Source organism: Terrabacter sp. R4-6 (assembly GCF_057529065.1).
Window position 1 is genome coordinate 2,933,416 of the sequence record NZ_CP197224.1, and the last position, 19,613, is coordinate 2,953,028.

At 70.0% G+C, this 19,613-nt stretch carries 18 protein-coding genes and 1 tRNA gene; 7 read left to right on the forward strand and 12 right to left on the reverse strand.

All coding sequences use genetic code 11. The features are described 5' to 3' along the window. Positions 1-19: 19 nt before the first annotated feature. The 6 genes from xylB to ACSSS0_RS13770 form a co-directional block, all read right to left on the reverse strand. On the reverse strand, positions 20-1,465 hold the full coding sequence (xylB, locus tag ACSSS0_RS13745) for a xylulokinase (RefSeq protein ID WP_487228422.1): 1,446 nt from the start codon (positions 1,463-1,465) through the stop codon (positions 20-22). After that, positions 1,438-2,964: a mannitol dehydrogenase family protein gene (locus ACSSS0_RS13750; protein ID WP_487228423.1), complete on the reverse strand. Its 1,527-nt coding sequence runs from the start codon at positions 2,962-2,964 to the stop codon at positions 1,438-1,440. The genes xylB and ACSSS0_RS13750 overlap by 28 nt, the downstream gene beginning before the upstream one ends. Positions 2,965-3,097: 133 nt before the next feature. After that, a complete protein-coding gene (locus ACSSS0_RS13755; protein ID WP_487228424.1) occupies positions 3,098-3,904 on the reverse strand; it encodes an SDR family oxidoreductase in 807 nt (268 codons plus the stop codon). Continuing rightward, positions 3,901-4,743, reverse strand: coding sequence for a carbohydrate ABC transporter permease (locus ACSSS0_RS13760; protein ID WP_435987369.1), 843 nt, complete (start codon positions 4,741-4,743; stop codon positions 3,901-3,903). The genes ACSSS0_RS13755 and ACSSS0_RS13760 overlap by 4 nt, the downstream gene beginning before the upstream one ends. Further along, on the reverse strand, positions 4,740-5,687 hold the full coding sequence (locus tag ACSSS0_RS13765) for a carbohydrate ABC transporter permease (protein WP_435987368.1): 948 nt from the start codon (positions 5,685-5,687) through the stop codon (positions 4,740-4,742). Before ACSSS0_RS13765 ends, ACSSS0_RS13760 begins: the two co-directional genes overlap by 4 nt. A 100-nt stretch (positions 5,688-5,787) precedes the next feature. After that, positions 5,788-7,152: an ABC transporter substrate-binding protein gene (locus tag ACSSS0_RS13770; RefSeq protein WP_487228425.1), complete on the reverse strand. Its 1,365-nt coding sequence runs from the start codon at positions 7,150-7,152 to the stop codon at positions 5,788-5,790. A gap of 348 nt (positions 7,153-7,500) precedes the next feature. Between ACSSS0_RS13770 and ACSSS0_RS13775 the strand changes: the two genes are divergently transcribed. The 3 genes from ACSSS0_RS13775 (at position 7,501) to pntB (ending at position 11,554) form a co-directional block, all read left to right on the forward strand. Beyond that, entirely contained in the window at positions 7,501-8,409 is a 909-nt protein-coding gene (locus tag ACSSS0_RS13775; protein WP_435987366.1) for a helix-turn-helix domain-containing protein, read from the forward strand. A gap of 184 nt (positions 8,410-8,593) precedes the next feature. Then, positions 8,594-10,159, forward strand: a complete 1,566-nt coding sequence (locus ACSSS0_RS13780; RefSeq protein WP_487228426.1) for a Re/Si-specific NAD(P)(+) transhydrogenase subunit alpha — start codon at positions 8,594-8,596, stop codon at positions 10,157-10,159. Between the two features lie 6 nt (positions 10,160-10,165). Then, positions 10,166-11,554, forward strand: a complete 1,389-nt coding sequence (gene pntB / locus ACSSS0_RS13785) for a Re/Si-specific NAD(P)(+) transhydrogenase subunit beta (RefSeq protein WP_487228427.1) — start codon at positions 10,166-10,168, stop codon at positions 11,552-11,554. 132 nt (positions 11,555-11,686) lie between these two features. Here pntB and ACSSS0_RS13790 read toward each other — a convergent pair whose 3' ends face one another. The 4 genes from ACSSS0_RS13790 to ACSSS0_RS13805 all read right to left on the reverse strand — a co-directional run bounded on the left by ACSSS0_RS13790 (position 11,687) and on the right by ACSSS0_RS13805 (position 15,439). After that, a complete protein-coding gene (locus tag ACSSS0_RS13790) occupies positions 11,687-12,613 on the reverse strand; it encodes a type IV toxin-antitoxin system AbiEi family antitoxin domain-containing protein (protein ID WP_487228428.1) in 927 nt (308 codons plus the stop codon). Positions 12,614-12,775: 162 nt separating this feature from the next. Further along, positions 12,776-14,272: an APC family permease gene (locus ACSSS0_RS13795; RefSeq protein WP_487228429.1), complete on the reverse strand. Its 1,497-nt coding sequence runs from the start codon at positions 14,270-14,272 to the stop codon at positions 12,776-12,778. A gap of 177 nt (positions 14,273-14,449) precedes the next feature. Beyond that, positions 14,450-15,250: a PH domain-containing protein gene (locus ACSSS0_RS13800; RefSeq protein ID WP_487228430.1), complete on the reverse strand. Its 801-nt coding sequence runs from the start codon at positions 15,248-15,250 to the stop codon at positions 14,450-14,452. An 18-nt stretch (positions 15,251-15,268) separates the two neighbouring features. Continuing rightward, positions 15,269-15,439, reverse strand: a complete 171-nt coding sequence (locus tag ACSSS0_RS13805) for a hypothetical protein (protein WP_435987360.1) — start codon at positions 15,437-15,439, stop codon at positions 15,269-15,271. Positions 15,440-15,589: 150 nt separating this feature from the next. On the opposite strand from ACSSS0_RS13805, the gene ACSSS0_RS13810 reads away from it, so the two are divergent. Then, positions 15,590-16,579 carry a small ribosomal subunit Rsm22 family protein gene (locus tag ACSSS0_RS13810; RefSeq protein WP_487228431.1) on the forward strand — a complete coding sequence of 330 codons (990 nt, stop codon included), beginning with the start codon at positions 15,590-15,592 and terminating at the stop codon, positions 16,577-16,579. 31 nt (positions 16,580-16,610) lie between these two features. Here the strand turns inward: ACSSS0_RS13810 and upp are convergent, their stop codons facing one another. Then, a complete protein-coding gene (gene upp / locus ACSSS0_RS13815) occupies positions 16,611-17,249 on the reverse strand; it encodes a uracil phosphoribosyltransferase (RefSeq protein ID WP_487228432.1) in 639 nt (212 codons plus the stop codon). A gap of 17 nt (positions 17,250-17,266) precedes the next feature. On the opposite strand from upp, the gene ACSSS0_RS13820 reads away from it, so the two are divergent. Further along, positions 17,267-17,773, forward strand: a complete 507-nt coding sequence (locus tag ACSSS0_RS13820; protein ID WP_487228433.1) for a nucleoside deaminase — start codon at positions 17,267-17,269, stop codon at positions 17,771-17,773. A gap of 42 nt (positions 17,774-17,815) precedes the next feature. On the opposite strand, the gene ACSSS0_RS13825 is transcribed toward ACSSS0_RS13820, so the two are convergent. Next, on the reverse strand, positions 17,816-18,454 hold the full coding sequence (locus tag ACSSS0_RS13825) for a hypothetical protein (RefSeq protein ID WP_487228434.1): 639 nt from the start codon (positions 18,452-18,454) through the stop codon (positions 17,816-17,818). A gap of 245 nt (positions 18,455-18,699) precedes the next feature. Here ACSSS0_RS13825 and ACSSS0_RS13830 point away from each other — a divergent pair, with 245 nt between their 5' ends. Together ACSSS0_RS13830 and ACSSS0_RS13835 are read left to right on the forward strand one after the other, a co-directional pair. Next, positions 18,700-19,158 carry a hypothetical protein gene (locus tag ACSSS0_RS13830; protein ID WP_487228435.1) on the forward strand — a complete coding sequence of 153 codons (459 nt, stop codon included), beginning with the start codon at positions 18,700-18,702 and terminating at the stop codon, positions 19,156-19,158. A 174-nt stretch (positions 19,159-19,332) separates the two neighbouring features. Continuing rightward, a tRNA-Ser gene (locus ACSSS0_RS13835) sits at positions 19,333-19,422 on the forward strand. Positions 19,423-19,613 lie beyond the last annotated feature (191 nt).

Here is a 19,613-nt window from a genome sequence, read left to right on the forward strand (position 1 = left end):
CATCCCGAGGCGCGGCCGCTCAGAACCCGTGGGTGAGCGACACGAGGCCCCGGTAGCGCGCCACGACGTCCGAGTGCGCCTGCTCGTCACCCGGCCGGACGGCATACTCCGAGTCGATCGCGAGGGCCCACGTCGGTGGGTCCGCCTCTCCCGAAAGGGCCCACGCGGCCTGGCGTGCGGCGCCGACGCCGACGTACTCGGCCGGAGCGGGCACGACGACGGGGGCGCGGAAGAGGCCCGGTGCGATCTCGCGGACCGCGCGTGAGGCGGCTGCTCCGCCGATGAGCAGCACCCGGGCGACGTCGACGTCGTGGTCGCGCAGGGCGTCGACGCCGGCCACGAGGTTGCACAGCATCCCCTCGACCGCGGCCCGGGCGAGGTTCTCGGGCGTCGCGTTCGAGCGGGTGAGGCCGCTCAGCGTGCCGGTGGCATCGGGGAGGTCCGGGGTGCGCTCGCCGTCAAGGTAGGGCAGCAGGGTCAGACCGCCGGCGCCCGGGCTCGCCTGCAGCGCAAGCCGGTCGAGCTCCGTGAGGTCGACACCGAGCATCGAGGCGGCCGCCGACAGCACGCGGGCCGCGTTGAGCGTGCACATGAGCGGGAGGTGGTGGCCGGTCGCATCGGCGAAGCCGGCGATGGCGCCGGTCTCGTCGCGGATCGCGGTGCCGTGGGGTGTGAAGACCGTGCCGCTCGTGCCGAGCGAGACGACGACGTCACCCGGGTGGAGGGTCAGGCCGAGCGCGGCGCCCATGTTGTCACCCGTGCCGGCGGCGACGAGCAGGCCGTCGGCGGTGCGGCCGGCAGCCTGGGCCGGAGAGAGCACCTCGGGGACCTCGATCGCCCGTCCGAAGGCCCGCTCGAGCAGGTCGAGCCGGTAGTCGCCGTCGCCGGCCGACCAGTAGCCGGTGCCCGACGCGTCGCCGCGGTCAGTGCTCCAGCGCTCGAACCCCCTGCCCTGCTGGAGGATCCGGCCCGTGAGCCAGTCGTGGGGGAGGACCACCCGCGCGACGCGGGCGGCGAGGTCGGGCTCGTGCTCGGCGAGCCAGCGCAGCTTCGTCACGGTGAAGCTCGCGACCGGGACGAGGCCCACGGCGTCGACCCACGCAGCGACCCCGCCGAGCTCGTCCGTGAGGTCACGCGCGGCTCCCGCGCTGCGAGTGTCGTTCCACAGCAAGGCGTCCCGCACGACGGTGTCGTTCTCGTCGAGCGTCACCATGCCGTGCTGCTGGCCGCCGACCGCGACCGCGGCCACGCCGTCGAGGACGCCGTCGGCGCCGGCCCGCTCGTAGGCCTCCCACCAGCGGTCCGGGTGCACCTCGGTGCCGTCGGGGTGCGGGGCGCGCGCCGTGCGCACGACCTGGCCCGTCTCGGCGTCGCAGACGACGATCTTCGTCGACTGGGTCGAGCTGTCGACCCCCGCGACGAGGGTGCGTCCATCGGTCACGTCGTGCTGCTCCGCCCGGTCCATGACTGCAGGGTCTCCCGAGCGCCCTTGGTGTGCAAGGCCGAGAGTGCGCGCGTGAACACCACGGTGAACCTTTCGTCGTCCACGAGGTCACCGAAGAGGTCTCGGTCGCGAAGAAAGGCGAGCGGGTCGGTGCCCTGCTGGGCGGCCGCGGCCATGACACGGTCCCTGACGCGGTCGACGACCTCGATCGGCTCACCCTGCTCGTCGACGCCCTCCGCGTAGCGCGCCCACGACGCGACAACCAGCGCCGAACGGTCGATCTCCCCACCCGTCTCGAGATTGCGCTTGATGACGGGCACGAGCCACTTCGGGATGCGGTCCGAGCTCTCGGCGCAGAGCCGCGCGAGGGTGTCGCGCACCTCCGGGTTGGCGAAGCGCGCGATGAGCTCGTGGCGGTAGGCGTCGAGGTCGACCCCCGGCACCTCCGGGAGGGTCGGGCTGCCCTCGTGCTCCATGTAGCCGAGCAGGAAGTCGACGAAGAGGGGGTCCTGGCAGACCTCGTGGGCGTAGCGGTAGCCGGAGAGGTAGCCGAGGTAGCAGAGCGCCTGGTGGCTCGCGTTGAGCAGGCGCAGCTTCATCAGCTCGTAGGGCACAACGTCCTCGACGAGCTGTACTCCGGCCTCCTCGAAGGGTGGCCGGCCCTGCGTGAAGTGGTCCTCGAGGACCCACTGGGTGAACGGCTCGCACACGACGGGCCACCCGTCCTGGACCCCGAACTCCTCGACGAGGCGGTCGATGTCGTCCGGCACCGTGACGGGCGTGATGCGGTCGACCATGCCGTTGGGGAAGGAGACGTGCTCGTCCATCCAGTCGGCGAGCCCGGGGTCCTTGAGGCGGGCGTATGCCGTCATCATCGTCCGCGCGACGTCACCGTTCCCGGGGAGGTTGTCGCACGACATGACGGTGAAGGGGGCCTCGCCGGCGTCCCGGCGGGCCGCGAGGCCCGCGACGACGTACCCGAAGACGGTGCGCGGGACCGCGCCGTCCTCGAGGTCGGCCCGGATCGACGGGTCGTCCGCGTCGAACGCACCGGTGACCTGGTTGACGAGGTAGCCGCCCTCGGTGATCGTCAGCGACACGATCCGCGTGCGCGGGTCGGCCAGCCGGTCGACGACGGACTGGGGGTCGTCCGGGGCGAACACCAGCTCCACGATGCTGCCGATGACGCGCGGCTCCCGATGGCCGTCGGGGTGCTTGACCACGAGGGTGTAGAGGCCGTCCTGCGCCGTCAGCGTGTCGATGATCCGACGGTCGTGGGGGAGGGCCCCGACCCCGCAGATACCCCAGTCGAGCGCGCCGTCGACGCCCTGCTCCATCAGCCGGTCGACGTACATCGCCTGGTGGGCGCGGTGGAATCCGCCGACGCCGAAGTGGACGATGCCCGCGGTGACGGCCGCCCGGTCGTAGGTGGGCCGGGCGACGGTGGCGGGGAGGGCCTCGAGCGTCGTGCTGGCGAGAGCCGTGGGCCGCGGGGGCGAGGGGGCGGGCGTGGTGGTCATGGTGGTCTGGTTCCTCTCGGAGGTGTCGGAGGCGTCGGAGGTGTCGGAGGTGTCGGAGGCGTCGGAGGCGTCGGCGGCGGGATGGCCGGCCACGGGGCGGAGCCGGTCGTCCTCGACGCGCGGCTGACGGTCGTCAGTGCGTCTCGGACAGGCTCCACATCGTCCACAGCTCGGTCCGCATCCGTCGTGGCTGCCGCAGCGTGTAGGCGACGGCCTGGGCGATGTCCTCCGGTTCCATGAAGTCGCCCTCGGAGGGGTCGCGGTCGCCGAAGCGTCCGTCGGCGGCGGCGAAGGGGGTGTTGACGCCGGCCGGTGCGATGGTCGTCGTGCGGATCCCCTCGGAGCGCAGCTCACGGTCGAGGGCGTAGCCGAGGTTGATCTGGGCGGCCTTGGTCGCGGAGTAGACCGCCTCCTTGCCGCCCCCGATGAGGAGCCCTGCGACCGAGCCGATGATGACGAGGTCGCCACCGTCTCCCTGGGCGCGGAACTGCCGCACGGCGGCCCGGGCGAGCCACACGGTTCCCTTGACGTTGACGTCGACCATGAGCGCGACCTCGTCGGCCGAGTAGTCGAGGATCCCGCCGTAGAAGCCGACGGCGGCGTTGGCGACGACGGAGTCGACCCGGCCGAAGGCCTGCACGCCCGCGGCGACGAGCGCCTCGGCCGTGGCCTCGTCCCTGACGTCGCCGAGGTCGACGGCCAGGCGGTCCTCTCCCCACGCGTCGCGCAGCGAGGTGAGGGCGTCGGGCCGGAGGTCACCGGCGACGACGCGCCCACCCGCCTCGAGGACGAGCCTGGCGATCGCGCCACCGATGCCCCCGCCGGCACCGGTGACGACGACGACCGTGTCCTCGAGGCTCCGTCCACGCTCGACGGCGCGCCCCGTGGGCCCGGTGGCCGGGCCGGCGGCCGGGCCCGCTGTGGGAGCCGTGGCGGTCACTTGATGGCTCCCATCGACAGGCCGCGGACGAGCTGCTTCTGTGCGGCCCAGCCCGCGATGATGACGGGAAGGGCTGCGATGGTCGCCGCGGCGGACAGGACGGCGAGGAACTGGCCGCGACCGTCGACGAAGCTGCCGAGGAAGGGCGGCGTCGTGCGAGCGGCCGAGCTCGTCAGCAGCAGGGCGAGGAAGTACTCGTTCCAGGCGAAGATGAAGCTGATGAGCGCCGCGGCCGCCACCCCGGGGAGGACGAGCGGCAGGACGATCCGCACGATCTCGCGGAACATCCCGGCCCCGTCGACCCGGGCGGCCTCGATGATCTCGAAGGGCACCTCGAGGAAGAACGAGCGCATCATCCAGACCGTCACGGGCAGGTTCATCGCGCCGTAGACGATCGCGAGCATGTAGATGTTGTCGAGCAGCCCGACGGTCTTGAAGATCATGAAGAGCGGCAGGACGATCGCGGCGAGCGGCATGAACCTGGTCGAGATGAAGAACGAGAGCGAGTTCTCGACGTTCTTGACCCGCCGGATCGACAGCGCGTACGCGGCGGGGATCGCGAGGACGACCGAGATGATCGTCGCGATGACCGCGGCGGTCAACGAGTTCTGGAGGTAGCCGGCCATCCCGCGGTCCATCGCGAGCTGGTAGCCCTCCGTGACGGGCTTGAAGATGAACGTCGGGTTGACGGACGACGCGAGCGACTCCGGCTTGAACCCGTTGAGGACCATCCAGAAGACCGGGAAGAAGAAGACGAGCACGAGGATCCACGTGACGAGCGTCGTGAGGGCCCCCCTCGCCGATCGCCTCGACCGCGTCGGGCTGTCTGTGCTGTTCATCGGCTTCCTCCTGCCATGAAGACCTTGAACACGCTCTTGAGCGCGATGGTCGCGACGATGATCGTGAGGACGACGGTCACGACGCCGTATGCCGCTGCCTGCCCGACGTCGAGCCCGATGAAGGCCCGCTCGTAGAGGAGGTAGGCGAGGGTCTTCGTGCCGCCGGTCCCCTTGGTGAGGATCGCGATCGGGTCGAAGACCTGGAGGATGATGACGGAGCCGAGGAGCACCCCGATCTCGATGTACATCCGCAGGTGGGGCAGCGTGATCCACGTGAAGGTGCGCCACGTGCCGGCCCCGTCGACCTGGGCGGCCTCGAGGATGCCCTTGTCCTGGCCCTGCAGCCCGGCCAGGAGGATGAGCATCATGAACGGCGTGAACTGCCACGTGAGCACGATGACGACCGTGGCCATCGGGTGCTCGGTGCTCCAGGCGACGACCGGCAGGTGCAGGGACCGGAAGACCCAGTTGAGCATCCCGATGTTCGTGTCGAACATCGAGTACTTCCAGATGAGCGAGGCGGCCGCCGGCATGATGAGGAATGGCGTGATCATCAGGGTCCGGGCCAGGGCGCGACCGCGGAACGGGCGGTCCAGCAGGACGGCGAAGAGCAGGCCGAAGAGGACAGCGAGGGTGACCGAGAAGGCCGTGATGAGCACCGTGGCGCGGATCGAGGGCCACAGGTCGCCGGAGGTCAGGGCGCTCGTGTAGTTGTCGAAGCCGGCGAACGCACGGTCGTTGGGGTAGAGCAGGTTCCACTTCGTCAGCGAGAAGCCGATCGTCGTCAGGAACGGGATCTGCGTCAGCAGGACGAGGAAGATGACGGCCGGGAGCAGCAGTCCCCGGTTGCGCCAGAGCTCCGTCCGCTGCACGCGCCGCTTGTCGGTGGCGGTGGTGGCGCTGACGTCCTCGAGCTCGGTTGGTGGTGTGGTGGTCGTCGTCATGTCGGCACTCCCTCGTGCGGCTCGTGCGACTGGGTTGGAGGAGGTGTGGTGCCGGGCCCGGGGCGTGCCGGGCCCGGCACCACGAGTCAGTAGGCGGACGTCACTTCTTGTGCTTGTCGCCGGCTGCCTGGGCGATGGACTGGCACTTGCTGAGTGCGTCGTCGATCGTGCCGCGGTTGGCCAGGTAGTCCGCCACGAGCTGGGCGCACTGGTTGCCGACGTCCTGGAACTCGGGGATCGAGACGTACTGGATGCCGACCCAGCCCTGCGGGTTGACGCCCGGCTGCTTCGGGTTGACCGAGCTCATGACGTCGAGGGTGATCGGCGCATACGCCTTCGCGGCCTCCTTGTACTCCGGGATGTCGTACGTCGAGGTGCGCGAGCCCGGCGGGACGTTGGACCAGCCGATCTTCGTGCCGACGAGCTTGATGTAGTCCTTGCTCGTGGCCCACTTGACGAACTTGACCGCCGCGTCCTTCTGCTTCGTCGACGTCGGGATGGCGAGGTTCCAGCTCCAGAGCCAGCCGGACTCCTTCGTCTTGGTGACCGGCATGTGCGCGTAGCCCATCTTGCCCTTGACGGGCGAGTCGGCCGCCTCGAGCATCGAGGCTGCGACGGAGGCGTCGGCCCACATCGCGGCCTTGCCCTCCTTGAGCGCCGTGAGGCACTCGTTGAAGCTGTAGGAGACGGGGTCCTTCTCACCGGACTCGTCGAGCATCGTCTTGTAGAAGGTGACGGCTTCCTTCCACTCCGGCGTGTTGACGGTGGCCTTCCAGCTGCTGTCGTACCAGTTGCCCCCGAAGGTCTGCACGACCGTGGTGAGCGGGGCGAAGAGGTCTCCCCAGCCGGGCTTGCCGCGCATGCAGATCCCCGCCATGTCAGCGGTGTTGACCTTCTTGGCCGCGTCGGCGACCTGCTGCCACGTGGGGTTCTGCGGGATCGTGACCCCGGCCTTGTCCATGACCCCCTTGTTGTACATGAGGATCGAGGACTCGCCGTAGAACGGGACGGCGAAGAGCTTGTTGTCGAAGGTGTTGACGTCGCGCACCGGGGGGAGCAGGTCGTTCACGTCGTACGACGCGTCCGACTGCAGCTCCGGGGTGAGGTCGACGAGCCACCCGTTGGCGCCCCACTGGGGCGTCTCGTAGGCGCCGATGGTGACGATGTCGTACTGGCCGGCGCCGCTCGCGACGTCTGCCGTCACGGCGGCGCGGAGGTCGCCCTCCTCCATGACCTGGAAGTTGACCGTGACGCCGGGGTTCGCCTTCTCGTACTCGGTCTTGAGCTTCTCCATGTCCTTCATCTGGCCGTTGTTCACGGTGGCCACCTTGAGGGTGACGGCGCCTCCGGCGGCGCCCGTGGACCCGTTGCCGGACTGCACGGCCCCGGACGAACAGGCAGCCACCGTCATGGCGACCGCCACCGCGCCCGTCCCCAGCGCGAGCATGCGCTTGTTCGCAAGCATTCCTAACTCCTTTGGTAGGCATTCCTCGTTCCGTCGGCCCGGACCCACCGGACCTTGCGGCGATCTCCGCTGTCGTTCTTGACGGGAACTTGCCGGAACGGTATTGACGTGCGGGTGGGCCCAACAAGCACCATGAGACCCCTGTCATTGATACGATTTTGCGAGGGGCCTGGTGCTGGACTCGACATTCCGGACAGCGGCCCGCACGATGTGGAGACACGGTGGTCCCACCCGGCGAGGGGAGCGAAGATTTCGTATCGATCCGGCCAGTCTTCTGATGGCGACTCCCGCACGACCGACGGCGACTCGGTGCGTTCCGTACAGGCGGGCCAGATACTGGGGCAGCCAGTGCGTCGCGAGTACATCCCGCACCACCCCCAGGCCTCGGCGCGGGTGCTGACGCACGACTTCCCGAGCGAGATCTGCGGTTGGGGCTTCCATCCCGAGTACGAGATCCACCTCATCACCAAGACGCGTGGCAGCTTCATCGCCGGTGACCACATCGGCACCTTCGCGCCGGGTCACGTCAGCCTGATCGGTCCCAACCTGCCGCACGACTGGGTCAGCGACCTCGCCGAGGGGCAGGTGGCGGTCGACCGGGACGCGGTCATCCAGTTCAGCGACGAGTGGATCCATGCGGCGATGGAGCACCTGCCCGAGCTGGCCGAGGTGACCGAGGTGCTCCAGCGCTCGACCCGCGGCATCGTCTTCTCCGGTGCGACGGCCTGGCGGGCTGCCGAGACGATCCTCGCCTGCGTGCACAGCCAGGGCGTCGAGCAGCTCGGCCACCTCTTCAAGCTCCTGGCGCTCTTCGCGCACGCCCCGCCCGAGGAGTACGACCTCGTGGCGAGCGAGTGGATGGGGCGGCCGACCGATGCCGCGTCGCGCGACGCCGGCGAGGCCGGGCTCAGCTACATCTTCGACAACCTCACGGGTGACATCCGCCTGTCGACGGCGGCACGACTCGCGTACATGTCGGAGCCGACGTTCTCGAAGTACTTCAAGACGGCGACCGGCATGACGTTCTCGAGCATGGTCAAGAAGCTGCGGATCGCCTACGCCCGACGGCTCCTCGACACGACCGAGCACTCCGTGGCCCAGGTCGCCGAGATGAGTGGCTACCACAACATGGCCAACTTCAACCGACAGTTCCTCGCCGAGGTGGGGACGACGCCGAGCGCCTACCGCCGGCTGGAGTCGGACCAGAAGCCGCCACCCGAGGTGTTCAGCCTGGGCCGGCGGGCGCCCTCGCACTGACCGACCCGGGCCCACCGGGGCCACGGGAACGCCCGCCCCGGAGCCGGTGGCTGCCCACGATCAGAGACGTTCGGGTCCGGTCGCGTGTCATTTGTGTGACGTGCCCGGCAGACCTGCCGTTACCCGGGGGTCGTGCTCTAGGTTCGTGAACCAGTGCCCAGCCCTCCGCGCGAAGGAGCCCAGCGTGCAGATCGGTGTCCCCCGTGAGACCCGCGCCCGCGAGACACGTGTCGCAGCGACGCCCAAGACCGTCGAACAGCTCGTCGGACTCGGCTACGACGTCGCCGTCGAGAGCGGGGCGGGGGAGCGGGCGAGCTTCTCCGACGAGGCGTATGCCGCCGCGGGCGCTCGCGTGGTCACGGCCGAGGAGGCGTGGGGCTCGCCGATCGTGCACAAGGTCAACGCGCCCTCCGACGACGAGATCGCCCGGCTGCGAGCGGGCACGGTCCTCGTCTCGCTCCTCGCGCCGGCCATCAGCCCTGACCTCGTCGAGAGGCTGCGCGCCGCGGGCGTCACCGCGATGGCGATGGATGCCGTCCCCCGCATCAGCCGGGCCCAGTCGCTCGACGTCCTGTCGTCGATGGCCAACATCGCCGGCTACCGCGCCGTCGTCGAGGCCGCCCACGAGTTCGGCTCCTTCTTCACCGGCCAGGTCACGGCGGCGGGCAAGGTGCCGCCCGCCAAGGTGCTCGTGGCCGGTGCCGGCGTGGCGGGCCTCGCCGCGATCGGCACGGCGCGCTCCCTCGGGGCGATCGTGCGTGCGACCGACGCCCGGGCCGAAGTGGCCGAGCAGGTCGAGTCGATGGGCGCCGACTTCCTCGCCGTCCAGATGCCCGAGGTCGACGCCGCTGCGGCGTCGAGCGACGGCTACGCCAAGGAGATGGGCGAGGAGTACAACCGGCGGGCCGCCGAGCTGTATGCCGAACAGGCGCCTGACGTCGACATCATCGTGACGACGGCGCTCATCCCCGGGCGTCCCGCGCCGCGGCTCATCACCGGCGAGATGGTGGCCTCGATGAAGCCCGGCTCGGTCATCGTCGACATGGCGGCGGCCAACGGCGGCAACGTCGAGGGCGCGGTCGCCGACGAGATGGTCGTCACCGACAACGGCGTGACGATCATCGGCTACACCGACCTCGCGGCCCGGTTGCCCACGCAGGCGTCGCAGCTCTACGGCACGAACCTCGTCAACCTCATGAAGCTCCTGACGCCGGGCAAGGACGGGCAGCTCGTCCTCGACTTCGACGACGTCGTCCAGCGCAACATGACGGTCGCCCGCGACGGCGAGCTGCTCTGGCCCCCACCCGCGATCCAGGTGAGCGCGGCCCCGGTCGCGCAGACGGCATCCGGCACGAAGGTCGTGAAAGAGCCTGAGCCACCGAAGGACCCACGGCGCAGGTATGCCGGGATGGCGATCGGCGCCATCGTCTTCGCCGCGGTCGCGGCCGTCTCACCGCCGAGCTTCCTCGGGCACTTCACGGTCTTCGCGCTCGCCGTCGTCATCGGCTACTACGTCATCGGCAACGTCCACCACGCGCTGCACACGCCGCTCATGTCGGTCACCAACGCGATCAGCGGCATCATCGTCGTCGGTGCGCTGCTCCAGCTCGGCTCGGCCGGGTCGGTGGGCGGCACGAAGGGCGTCGTGATCATGGTGCTCGGCTTCGTGGCCGCGCTCCTGGCGAGCATCAACATCTTCGGTGGCTTCACCGTGACCCGCCGCATGCTGACGATGTTCCGGAAGGGCTGACCGCACATGGACATCGCACTCATCCAGGCGGCATACATCGTCGCGGCGCTGCTCTTCATCATGTCGCTCGCGGGGCTCTCGAGGCACGAGACCGCCCGCGACGGCAACGTCCTCGGCATGGTCGGCATGGGCATCGCCCTCGTCGCCACGCTCTGGCTCTCACTGCGCGGTGCGGCCTGGTCGGCCTGGCTGCTCATCGGCGTCGCGATGGTCATCGGTGCGGCGATCGGCATCGCCCGGGCACGCAAGGTCGAGATGACCGGCATGCCCGAGCTCATCGCGATGCTGCACTCGTTCGTCGGGGCCGCGGCGGTGCTCGTCGGCATCAACACGTTCATCGCGACGTCCGACCTCGTCGGCGTCGAGGGTGAGGCCGTCCACCTGGTCGAGATCTTCCTCGGCGTCTTCATCGGAGCCGTGACGTTCACGGGCTCGATCGTCGCGTTCCTCAAGCTGTCGGCGCGCATCTCGAGCAAGCCGCTGATGCTGCCCGCCCGCCACTGGCTCAACCTCGCTGCGTGCGTCGTGTCGGCTGGGCTGCTCGTGTGGTTCGTGGCCGCGCACTCGATCGTGCCACTCCTCGTCATGACGGCGATCGCTCTCGCGTTCGGCTGGCACCTCGTCGCCTCGATCGGTGGCGGCGACATGCCCGTCGTCGTGTCGATGCTCAACAGCTACTCGGGCTGGGCCGCCGCCGCTGCGGGCTTCATGCTCGGCAACGACCTGCTCATCGTCACCGGGGCGCTCGTCGGCTCCTCGGGTGCCTACCTCTCGTACATCATGTGCAAGGCCATGAACCGGTCGTTCGTCTCGGTCATCGCCGGCGGGTTCGGCTCCGACGGGGCCGTGTCCAACTCCGACGTCGACTACGGCGACCACCGCGAGACGAACGCGGCCGAGGTCGCCGACCTGCTCAAGAGCGCGTCGACGGTCGTCATCACCCCCGGCTACGGCATGGCGGTCGCGCAGGCGCAGTACCCCGTGGCCGACCTCACGTCGAAGCTGCGCGAGCGCGGCGTCGACGTCCGCTTCGGCATCCACCCGGTCGCCGGTCGCCTGCCGGGCCACATGAACGTCCTGCTCGCCGAGGCCAAGGTGCCCTACGACATCGTCCTCGAGATGGACGAGGTCAACGACGACTTCCCCGACACCGACGTCGTGCTCGTCATCGGCGCCAACGACACCGTCAACCCGGCCGCCGCGGAGGACCCGACGTCGCCGATCGCCGGGATGCCGGTCCTTCAGGTGTGGAACGCCAAGGACGTCGTCGTCTTCAAGCGCTCGATGAACGCCGGCTACGCGGGGGTCCAGAACCCGCTCTTCTTCCGCGACAACTCCGCGATGCTCTTCGGCGACGCCAAGGAGCGCGTCGAGGACATCATCAAGGCCCTCTGACCGACCGAGTGCCCCCGGCCTGACCGACTGCCTCCAGCCTGACCGAGTGCCCCCCGACTGACCGAATGCCTTGGTATGCCGTGTCGTTCGGTCAGTCGCGGGGCAGTCGAGCGCGCGTGGAGCAGTTACTGATCAGGCGCTGCGGGGTCGACGGACGTCGCGCCGGGTTGAGCGCGCGACCGCGGCCTGCAGCAGGGTCCGGACGTGCTCCGGGTGTGACAGGTCAGCCCACACCAGGCGGACGACCTCGTAGCCGAGCGAGCGGATGCGGTCCTCGCGCTGCTTCTCGGCGAAGAGCACGTCGCGGCCGTCGTACTTGACCTTGCCGTCGAACTCCACGACGACTCGGGTGCCCTCGACGAGGAAGTCGACGCGGTCCGGCCACCCGCTCGCGGTCAGCTGCTCCGTGCCGGGCACCTGGTACTGCGGGACGAGCCGATACCCGAGCTGGTGCAGGAGCCATGCCGTGAGGGTCTCGCCCGGAGACTCGTGCAGGGGCTCGATGCGGGGCGCCACCGCACGCGCGGCCACGATCCCACGGTGCCCGTCGAGCAGGGCCAGGGCGTCGTCGACCTGCGCGCGAGTGGCGGTTCGCGACCTCATCGCGGCGTCGCCGGCGACGAGGAGGGCTCGGCGGCTGCGCAGCCCCGTCTGGGCGATCGCAAGAGCCGGCGTCACGGGGCGTTCAGGGTCGAGTGCGTGGGCCGTCGGGCACTGGTGCAGCCGCACCCACCGACCGAGGTGTGCCGGGATGCCGGGCTCGGTCCACGTGAGGTCGACGCGAGAGGTGACCGGACGGAAGGTCGGCAGGCCGAGGGCGAGCAGGGCCGCGTCGTGGCTGAGTACGGCGCGCCCCGCATACTCCTGGGCGGCGGCAGCAACGCGCAGACGCCAGAGCTCGTGGTCGTCGGCCGGCCGTCCCGGCGCGTACCAACCAGGCCGAAGGCGCGTGCACTCGCCGGCCCGCAGCAGACGACGGAGCGCTGCCGAATCGAGCCCGAAGCGTGAGGCGGTGGCGCTGGAGAAGACGCCGTCGCGGGCGATGGTGGACGGGTCCATCGGTCCATCGTGGCCTCGGAGCCCCGGGCCGTGCAGCAGGCCTGTGGACACCCGCCTGTTCGCTGCCCGCCGACCGCGCGACTGCCCTCACATGGGACGACTCCCACGGCATGCCGTGGGAGTCGTCCGAAGAGAGAGCAGTCGAGGCTGGCCGGGTTGAGGTCAGCGTTCGCTGAGGACCTCGGGGGCCTCGCGGCTGCCTTCCTCCTCGCCCGTCGCCAGCTTGCTGTGCTGGCGCGAGTAGAGGAAGTAGATGAGGAAGCCGAGCGCCATCCACACGATGAACCGGATCCACGTCTCGACCGAGAGGTTGAGCACGAGGTAGAAGCAGGCGGCCGCGGACAGCCACGGCACGACCGGGTTGCCGGGGACCTTGAACGAGCGCTTGAGGTCCGGGCGACGCTTGCGCAGGATCGGCACGGCGAGCGAGACGAGCATGAAGGCCGTCAGCGTGCCGATGTTGACCATCTCCTCGAGCTTGCCGATCGGCGTCAGCGAGGCGATGAGGGCGACGACGGTGCCGATGATGAGCGTCAGCTTGACCGGGGTGCCGGTCCGGTCGTTCGTGCGGCCGAGGCTCGGCGGGATGAGGTGGTCGCGGCTCATCGCGAACGTCACGCGGGTGGCGCCGATGATGAGGGTCATGACGACCGTCGTGAGGCCGGCGACGGCGCCGGCCGAGATGAGGGTCGCGAAGCCGTCCTTGCCGACGTTCTTGAACGCCGTCGCGAGGGCGGCGTCGGGGTCGATGTCCTTGTAGTTCTGCATGCCCGTGATGACGAGCGTCACGGCGACGTAGAGCAGGGTGCAGATGGCCAGCGAGCCGAGGATGCCGCGGGGGAGGTCGCGCTGCGGGTTCTTCGCCTCCTCCGCCGTGGTCGCGACGACGTCGAAGCCGATGTAGGCGAAGAAGACGATGGCCGCCCCGGCCATGATGCCCATGATGCCGAACGTGGCGGGCGTCATCCCGGTGATGACCTGCAGCAGCGGGGTCGTCAGACCCTCGGCGGCCTTGCCCGGCTGCGACGGCGGGATGAACGGCGACCAGTTGTCCCGGTTGATGAACTGGATGCCCGCGAAGATCACGAAGAGCACGATGAAGAGCTTGACGCCGACGAGCACGAGGTTGACGCGCAGGGACTCCTTGATGCCCTTGGCGATGAGCAGCGTCAGGGCGGCGATGAGCAGGAAGGCCGGCAGGTCGACGTGCGACCCCGGCCCGACCGACTCTGGCCAGGTCACTCCCAGCTGGTCGAGGAAGGTGACGAAGTACTGCGACCACCCCTGGGCGACCACGCTCGCGCCGAGCATGAGCTCGAGGAGCAGGTCCCAGCCGATGATCCACGCGACGAGCTCGCCGAGCGTCGCGTACGAGAAGGTGTAGGCCGATCCGGAGACGGGGACCGTCGACGCGAACTCGGCGTAGCAGAGCGCGGCGAGGCCGCAGACGATCGCACCGATGACGAAGGACAGCGCGATGGACGGACCGGCGTAGTCCTTGGCGGCTCTGCCGGTCAGCGTGAAGATGCCGGCGCCGATGATGACACCGATGCCGAAGACCGTGAGGTCAAGGGCGCTGAGTGTCCTCTTCAGCTTGTGGTCGGCCTCTTCGGACGAGGCCATCGAGGCCTCGACCGACTTGGTGCGGAACACGCTCATGCTGGCCTCCGAGCGGTCGGTGACGGGCGGATCATCACAAACTAGCGGGGAGCGCGACCGCCTGCGAGTCCTGCTCGGGCATCGTCGGCCGCGCGCCGCGGGGGGTGCCGCGACTACCCAGTGGTACCCGCCCGGGCACCATCTGTGTCACCCGGCGCTGCAGCTCGATGACGGCAGTCAGTCGTCGGAGCGCGGCCAGATCGGCCCGGTGTCGGCGCCGCGGCGGCGGCGCTTGAGGTCGTCGCTCTCGTAGACGGTCTCGGGCCGGTCGGACGGCCGCTGGATCGGGACGGCCCGGGAGTAGGAGTCGAGGCGGTCCTGGATCGGGTTGTGTGTGCGGTGCACGTCGGGGTAGGCAGCGCCCCCACCGGGGACGATCGGGCTCACGGGCGGTACCGGACCGCCGGGCTGCCCTGTGTCATCAGGGAACTCGCCGTCGAACTCCTCGAAGTCCTCGTCACCGGGGGGTGGGACGATGTGGAAGATCTCGGCGCAGATGTCGCGGTAGGTCTGGTCGGGGTTGGGCACCCACTTGACCTCGCGGAGCGCCTGGTCCTGGCCGGCGCTCTCGAGGACGAACTTGCCGTAGCCGAGGAACTGGCCGGGGATGGAGCGGACGTAGCTCATGTCGGTGACCTTGAGCAGCGGCATCATCGCGACCTTGTGGGAGATGAGGCCGTAGCGCAGGAGCAGCCGCTTGTCGGTGGCCACGAACCAGTTGTGGCTCCAGTCGAGCAGGCACCAGATGAGGCGGGCGAGCAGCCCGAAGAAGAGCCACCAGAAGATGGTGCCGAGCGCCTGGGTGGCCTTGGTGACGTTGGAGTCGATCCACACGGCGGCGGTGAGCCCGAGGAGCATCGTCGCGACGGGCTCGGCGAGCTTGCCCCAGTGCGCCCGCACCGCGGTGACGAGTCTCTCGCCCGGGAGCAGGATCGGCGCCAGTCCCGCCGGCACCTCCGTGCTCCTCATCAAGGCCATGGGCTCAGTGTGCTCGCATCATCGGTTGAGCAGGGACCCGAAGAACTCGAGGATCGCGTTGAAGCCGTCGACGAGGACACCCCAGATGTTGCTGACGATGTCGGCAGCCTTGTCGGGGGACGTGAACACGGCGTAGACGAAGAACGCGAGCACGATGATCAGGATGATCTTCTTGGCCTTGGGGCCCATGGTGTGTCGCTCCTTGGAGGGAAGGTGCTGGCGCTGCCCTGACAGCCCCACGGCACAGGGGTGGGACCAGTGTGCCGTACGTGGCTGGTGGGGTGCGGCATCGGAGCCCGCGTGTCGGCTTGACCTGCGGGCCGCCGCTATCCTCCACGAGTGTCGCGAACGCCAGCGTATGCCGCCGAGCTGCGTGCCGCTCTGAGCCGCGCCGTGCGTCGGGTCGACGAGCGCGAGCTGACCCGGGCGACCGAGGCGCTCGTGTCGCGCTACCGGTCCGTGGCCCCCGCGTCGGCTCCGATCCTCGCGTCGAGGGTGCACGTGGCGGCCTATGCCGCCTACCGGATGCCGGCCACGCACGCGGCGCTGTCGCGGGTCCTCGCCGACGTCGCGGCTCGTGGTCTGGCGCCCCGGTCGCTGCTCGACCTCGGCGGCGGGACCGGCGCCGCGGCGTGGGCGGCGGCAGGTGCGTTCGAGTCGCTGGAGTCGGTCACGGTGCTCGACCAGGTCGAGGACGCCCTGGCCCTCGGGCGCGAGCTCGTCGACGACGCGTCGTCGCCCGCACTGAGGGGCGCGACGTTCCGGCGGGCCGTCGCCGGCGCGTGGCCCGCGGTGGAAGCGGATCTCGTCACGGTCTCGTACGTGCTGAGCGAGCTCGACGAGGCCCAGCAGGACGCGCTCGTCGCCGATGCGATGCGTCGGGGCCGTGCCGTCGTCGTCGCCGAGCCGGGGACGCCCGACGGTTACGCACGGGTGCTCCGCGTCCGAGCAGCCCTGCTCGCGGCCGGCTGGACACTCCTGGGCCCGTGTCCACACTCCGCGGAATGCCCTCTCGCACATCGTGACTGGTGCCACTTCGCAGCCCGCGTGAGCCGCTCCGCGGAGCACCGTCGTCTCAAGGGGGCTGAGCTGTCCTACGAGGACGAGAAGTACTCGTGGGTCGCCGCTGCCGCGCCGGGCGTCCCCGAACCCCCGCTAGCAGAGGAGCGTTCGGGCCGCATCCTCCGGCATCCTCTGAAGCGCAAGGGATTCGTCGAGTTCCAGGTCTGCCGGCCCGACGGGACCGCCGGGCGCGAGGTCGTGTCGAAGAAGGCGCGGGAGCGCTATCGCAGGGCGCGCGACGCCGAGTGGGGCGACGCGCTGCCCTGACCCCGCGGCATACGCAGGGAGCGCGGTGGGCTCAGACGACGCCGTAGAGGCGGTCGCCGGCGTCGCCGAGACCGGGGACGATGTAGCCCTTCTCGTTGAGCCTCTCGTCGATGGTGCCGAGCACGACCTTGACGGGGATGTCGCTGTCGGCGAGCTCGTCCTCGAGGTGCTGGATGCCCTCGGGGGCGGCGAGCAGGCAGACGGCCGTGATGTCGCGGGCGCCCTTGGCCGTGAGGTAGTCGATGGCCATGACGAGCGTGCCACCGGTGGCGAGCATCGGGTCGAGGATGAAGACCTGCCGCCCGGTGAGGTCGTCGGGCAGGCGGTTCGCGTAGGTGGAGACCTCGAGGGTCTCCTCGTTGCGGATCATGCCGAGGAAGCCGACCTCGGCGCTCGGGAGGAGCTTGACCATGCCGTCGAGCATGCCGAGACCGGCGCGCAGGATCGGCACGATGATCGGCTTGGGGTTGGAGAGCTTGATGCCGGTGGTCGGGGCGACCGGCGTCTCGATCTCGAACGGCTCGACCCGGACGTCGCGCGTGGCCTCGTAGGCGAGCAGCGTGACGAGCTCCTCGGCGAGGCGCCGGAAGGTCGGGCTGTCGGTCCGCTTGTCGCGCAGGTAGGTCAGCTTGTGCGCGATGAGCGGGTGGTCTGCGACATGGACGTCCATGGGTGGAAACTTATCGCGTGGCGAAGAGATCCGAGACCCCCGGCAAGAGCTCCGTCCCGACGCCGGAGACGTATGCCGCCTGGCTGGGTCAGGCGCTCGACCTCGCGGCGGCGACCGCCGGCTCGCAGGACGTGCCCGTCGGTGCGCTCGTCGTCGACACCGAGGGTGGCGTCGTCGGCCGTGGTCGCAACGTGCGTGAGGAGCTGGGCGACCCGACGGGACACGCGGAGGTCGTCGCGCTGCGCGAGGCCGCGCAGGCGCTCGGCTCGTGGCGCCTGGACGGGTGCACGCTCGTCGTCACCCTCGAGCCTTGCGTCATGTGCGCCGGGGCGGCGATGGCGGCGCGGGTCGAACGGGTCGTCTTCGGCGCCTGGGACCCCAAGGCTGGAGCCTGCGGATCGGTCTGGGACCTGACGCGGGACCCGCTCGCGACGCACACCGTGGACGTCGTCGGAGGTGTCCGGGCGGAGGAGTCGGCGGCCCTGCTCGTCGACTTCTTCGAGGGCCGGAGGCTCGGCGAGTGAGGCGACTGAGGCGAGCGGTGCTCGTGGAGCGACCGCGTGTCGTCACCGTCCCGGGGACCACTTCCTGAGCGCCTTCACGGTCATGCCAGGTGGACTGGCGACCGGCAGTGAGGCGTACGACGAGGGTCCCCAGCCGTCAGCCGGGTTGGCCCAGTGGATCGTCCACGAGCGTCCCCGGTCGGTCGAGACGGCAACCTGGGCGAAGCCCCACTGGCTCGACAACCAGATCGCGACCGTGCCGTCCTGCCCGTTCGCGCCGAACGGAAGGGCGCTGTCCTGGCTCGGGGATCTGGCGGTGACGTCGACGGTGGCGAACGTCTCGTCGTCCTGCTGGATGAAGATGCGCGCGGACCCGGTGGAGCTGTCGAGCTCCTGGGTGCCCACCCAGCCCTTGGTCGTGTTCGTGTCCCACTGGACGTCGCGCGGGAGATCGAGGATGTGCACCGTCCCGTGGAGGTCGACGAGACAGGGGCCGGAGGCGCAGGTGCTGAACCGCTGGCCCGGTCGGGGTCGCGCACCGGTCTTGACCGCGAACGGCTGTGGTTCTTTCATGGTCGGGGAGATCAGGGCATAGTCGTCGCCCTCCCACGCGGCGATGATGGCGAAGTTCCCCGCGAAGCCCGGCCTCACCACCTGCTCGCTCTGCAGCAGGTGAGTCAGGCGGTGGCCCTCGTCGTCCACCACCTCGACGGCCAGCGCTGAACTGTCCTGGTCACACGAGGCACGAAAGGAACCGGGGCGGCAGCGTTGCCAGACGATCGCCCGTCGCGACGAGACCTGTGGTGAGGTCACCACATAGGCCTGCCGCGCGTCGGGGTGGCCGACGACCGCTTGAGGGGTCACGGGCGGCCACGGTTCAGCCGCCGACGTCGAGGGTGACGGTATGTCGTAGGTCGGGATGAGGGGCGGCGAGCTGCGGATCGGCGATGAGGTGGGGGACGCCGTCGGTGGCGCGCTCGTCGGCGCCCATGGTGAGACGGCGTGGCGGCGAACAGGGCGACCACGGCAAGCACGGTGCCGGCCGCGCCCAGGCCCGCCCGGCGCGCCACGAGCCGTCGGTGTGCGCGCGCGGCCCGGCTCAGGCTGCCCGCGAGCGACGGCCGCTCGAAGCTCGCCGCGGCCGGGAGGTGTCGACCGCCGTCGAGGTCGTCGCGGCGGAAGGAACGCCGCACGACCTGGTTGCGGGCAGTCACGCGCAGCCAGTCGAGCGGGCGCCCGATCTCGGCGAAGTCGGGCAGTGCGGCGGCCCGGCGGAAGGCCTCGTCGACCGCCGCCTCGGCGGCTCCCGCGCTCCCGCAGACCGCGGTGAGCTCGCCGACGAGGTCCGCGTGGTACCGGTCGAAGGCCTCCTGCACGGCGACCGGCGCCGGGCTCGGCGTGAGTGACGAGGAGTCAGCCATGGTCTCCAGCCTTCTGCGGTCTCAGTCGTGATTTCCGTGCCCCTCTGATCGTGACCCGCAGGCAGGGCCACGCGTGGGAGATTGGCGATGTCGGGGGCTGCTCGGGACGCCACCGGTCGATTTCTTGGGTGGCCGTCGCCTCGGGTAAGGTCTCCTCTCGGTGGCGTGTCCGAGCGGCCTAAGGAGCACGCCTCGAAAGCGTGTGTGGGGGTAACTCCACCGTGGGTTCAAATCCCACCGCCACCGCCAGAATCACGAAGGACCCCGACAGTTCCACCGTCGGGGTCCTTCGTCGTTCGGCGGGGAGCACGCGTGATCTGCGACGGCTCCCACCGCCACCGCCAGGACGACCAGCGACCCCGGCCGAGCGGCCCCGGCGGGATGCGATCGCTCTCCGGTGGCGCCTTCGCCGGATCCCGCTAGCGTTTTCCCCGGAAGGG

Bases quoted from the DNA above. Each gene is read 5' to 3' on its own strand.
- xylB (WP_487228422.1), bottom strand. From the start codon at position 1,465: ATGGACCGGGCGGAGCAGCACGACGTGACCGATGGACGCACCCTCGTC.
- ACSSS0_RS13750 (WP_487228423.1), bottom strand. From the start codon at position 2,964: ATGACCACCACGCCCGCCCCCTCGCCCCCGCGGCCCACGGCTCTCGCC.
- ACSSS0_RS13760 (WP_435987369.1), bottom strand. From the start codon at position 4,743: ATGAACAGCACAGACAGCCCGACGCGGTCGAGGCGATCGGCGAGGGGG.
- ACSSS0_RS13765 (WP_435987368.1), bottom strand. From the start codon at position 5,687: ATGACGACGACCACCACACCACCAACCGAGCTCGAGGACGTCAGCGCC.
- ACSSS0_RS13770 (WP_487228425.1), bottom strand. From the start codon at position 7,152: ATGCTTGCGAACAAGCGCATGCTCGCGCTGGGGACGGGCGCGGTGGCG.
- pntB (WP_487228427.1), top strand. From the start codon at position 10,166: ATGGACATCGCACTCATCCAGGCGGCATACATCGTCGCGGCGCTGCTC.
- ACSSS0_RS13790 (WP_487228428.1), bottom strand. From the start codon at position 12,613: ATGGACCCGTCCACCATCGCCCGCGACGGCGTCTTCTCCAGCGCCACC.
- ACSSS0_RS13795 (WP_487228429.1), bottom strand. From the start codon at position 14,272: ATGAGCGTGTTCCGCACCAAGTCGGTCGAGGCCTCGATGGCCTCGTCC.
- ACSSS0_RS13800 (WP_487228430.1), bottom strand. From the start codon at position 15,250: ATGGCCTTGATGAGGAGCACGGAGGTGCCGGCGGGACTGGCGCCGATC.
- ACSSS0_RS13805 (WP_435987360.1), bottom strand. From the start codon at position 15,439: ATGGGCCCCAAGGCCAAGAAGATCATCCTGATCATCGTGCTCGCGTTC.
- upp (WP_487228432.1), bottom strand. From the start codon at position 17,249: ATGGACGTCCATGTCGCAGACCACCCGCTCATCGCGCACAAGCTGACC.
- ACSSS0_RS13830 (WP_487228435.1), top strand. From the start codon at position 18,700: ATGAGGTGGGGGACGCCGTCGGTGGCGCGCTCGTCGGCGCCCATGGTG.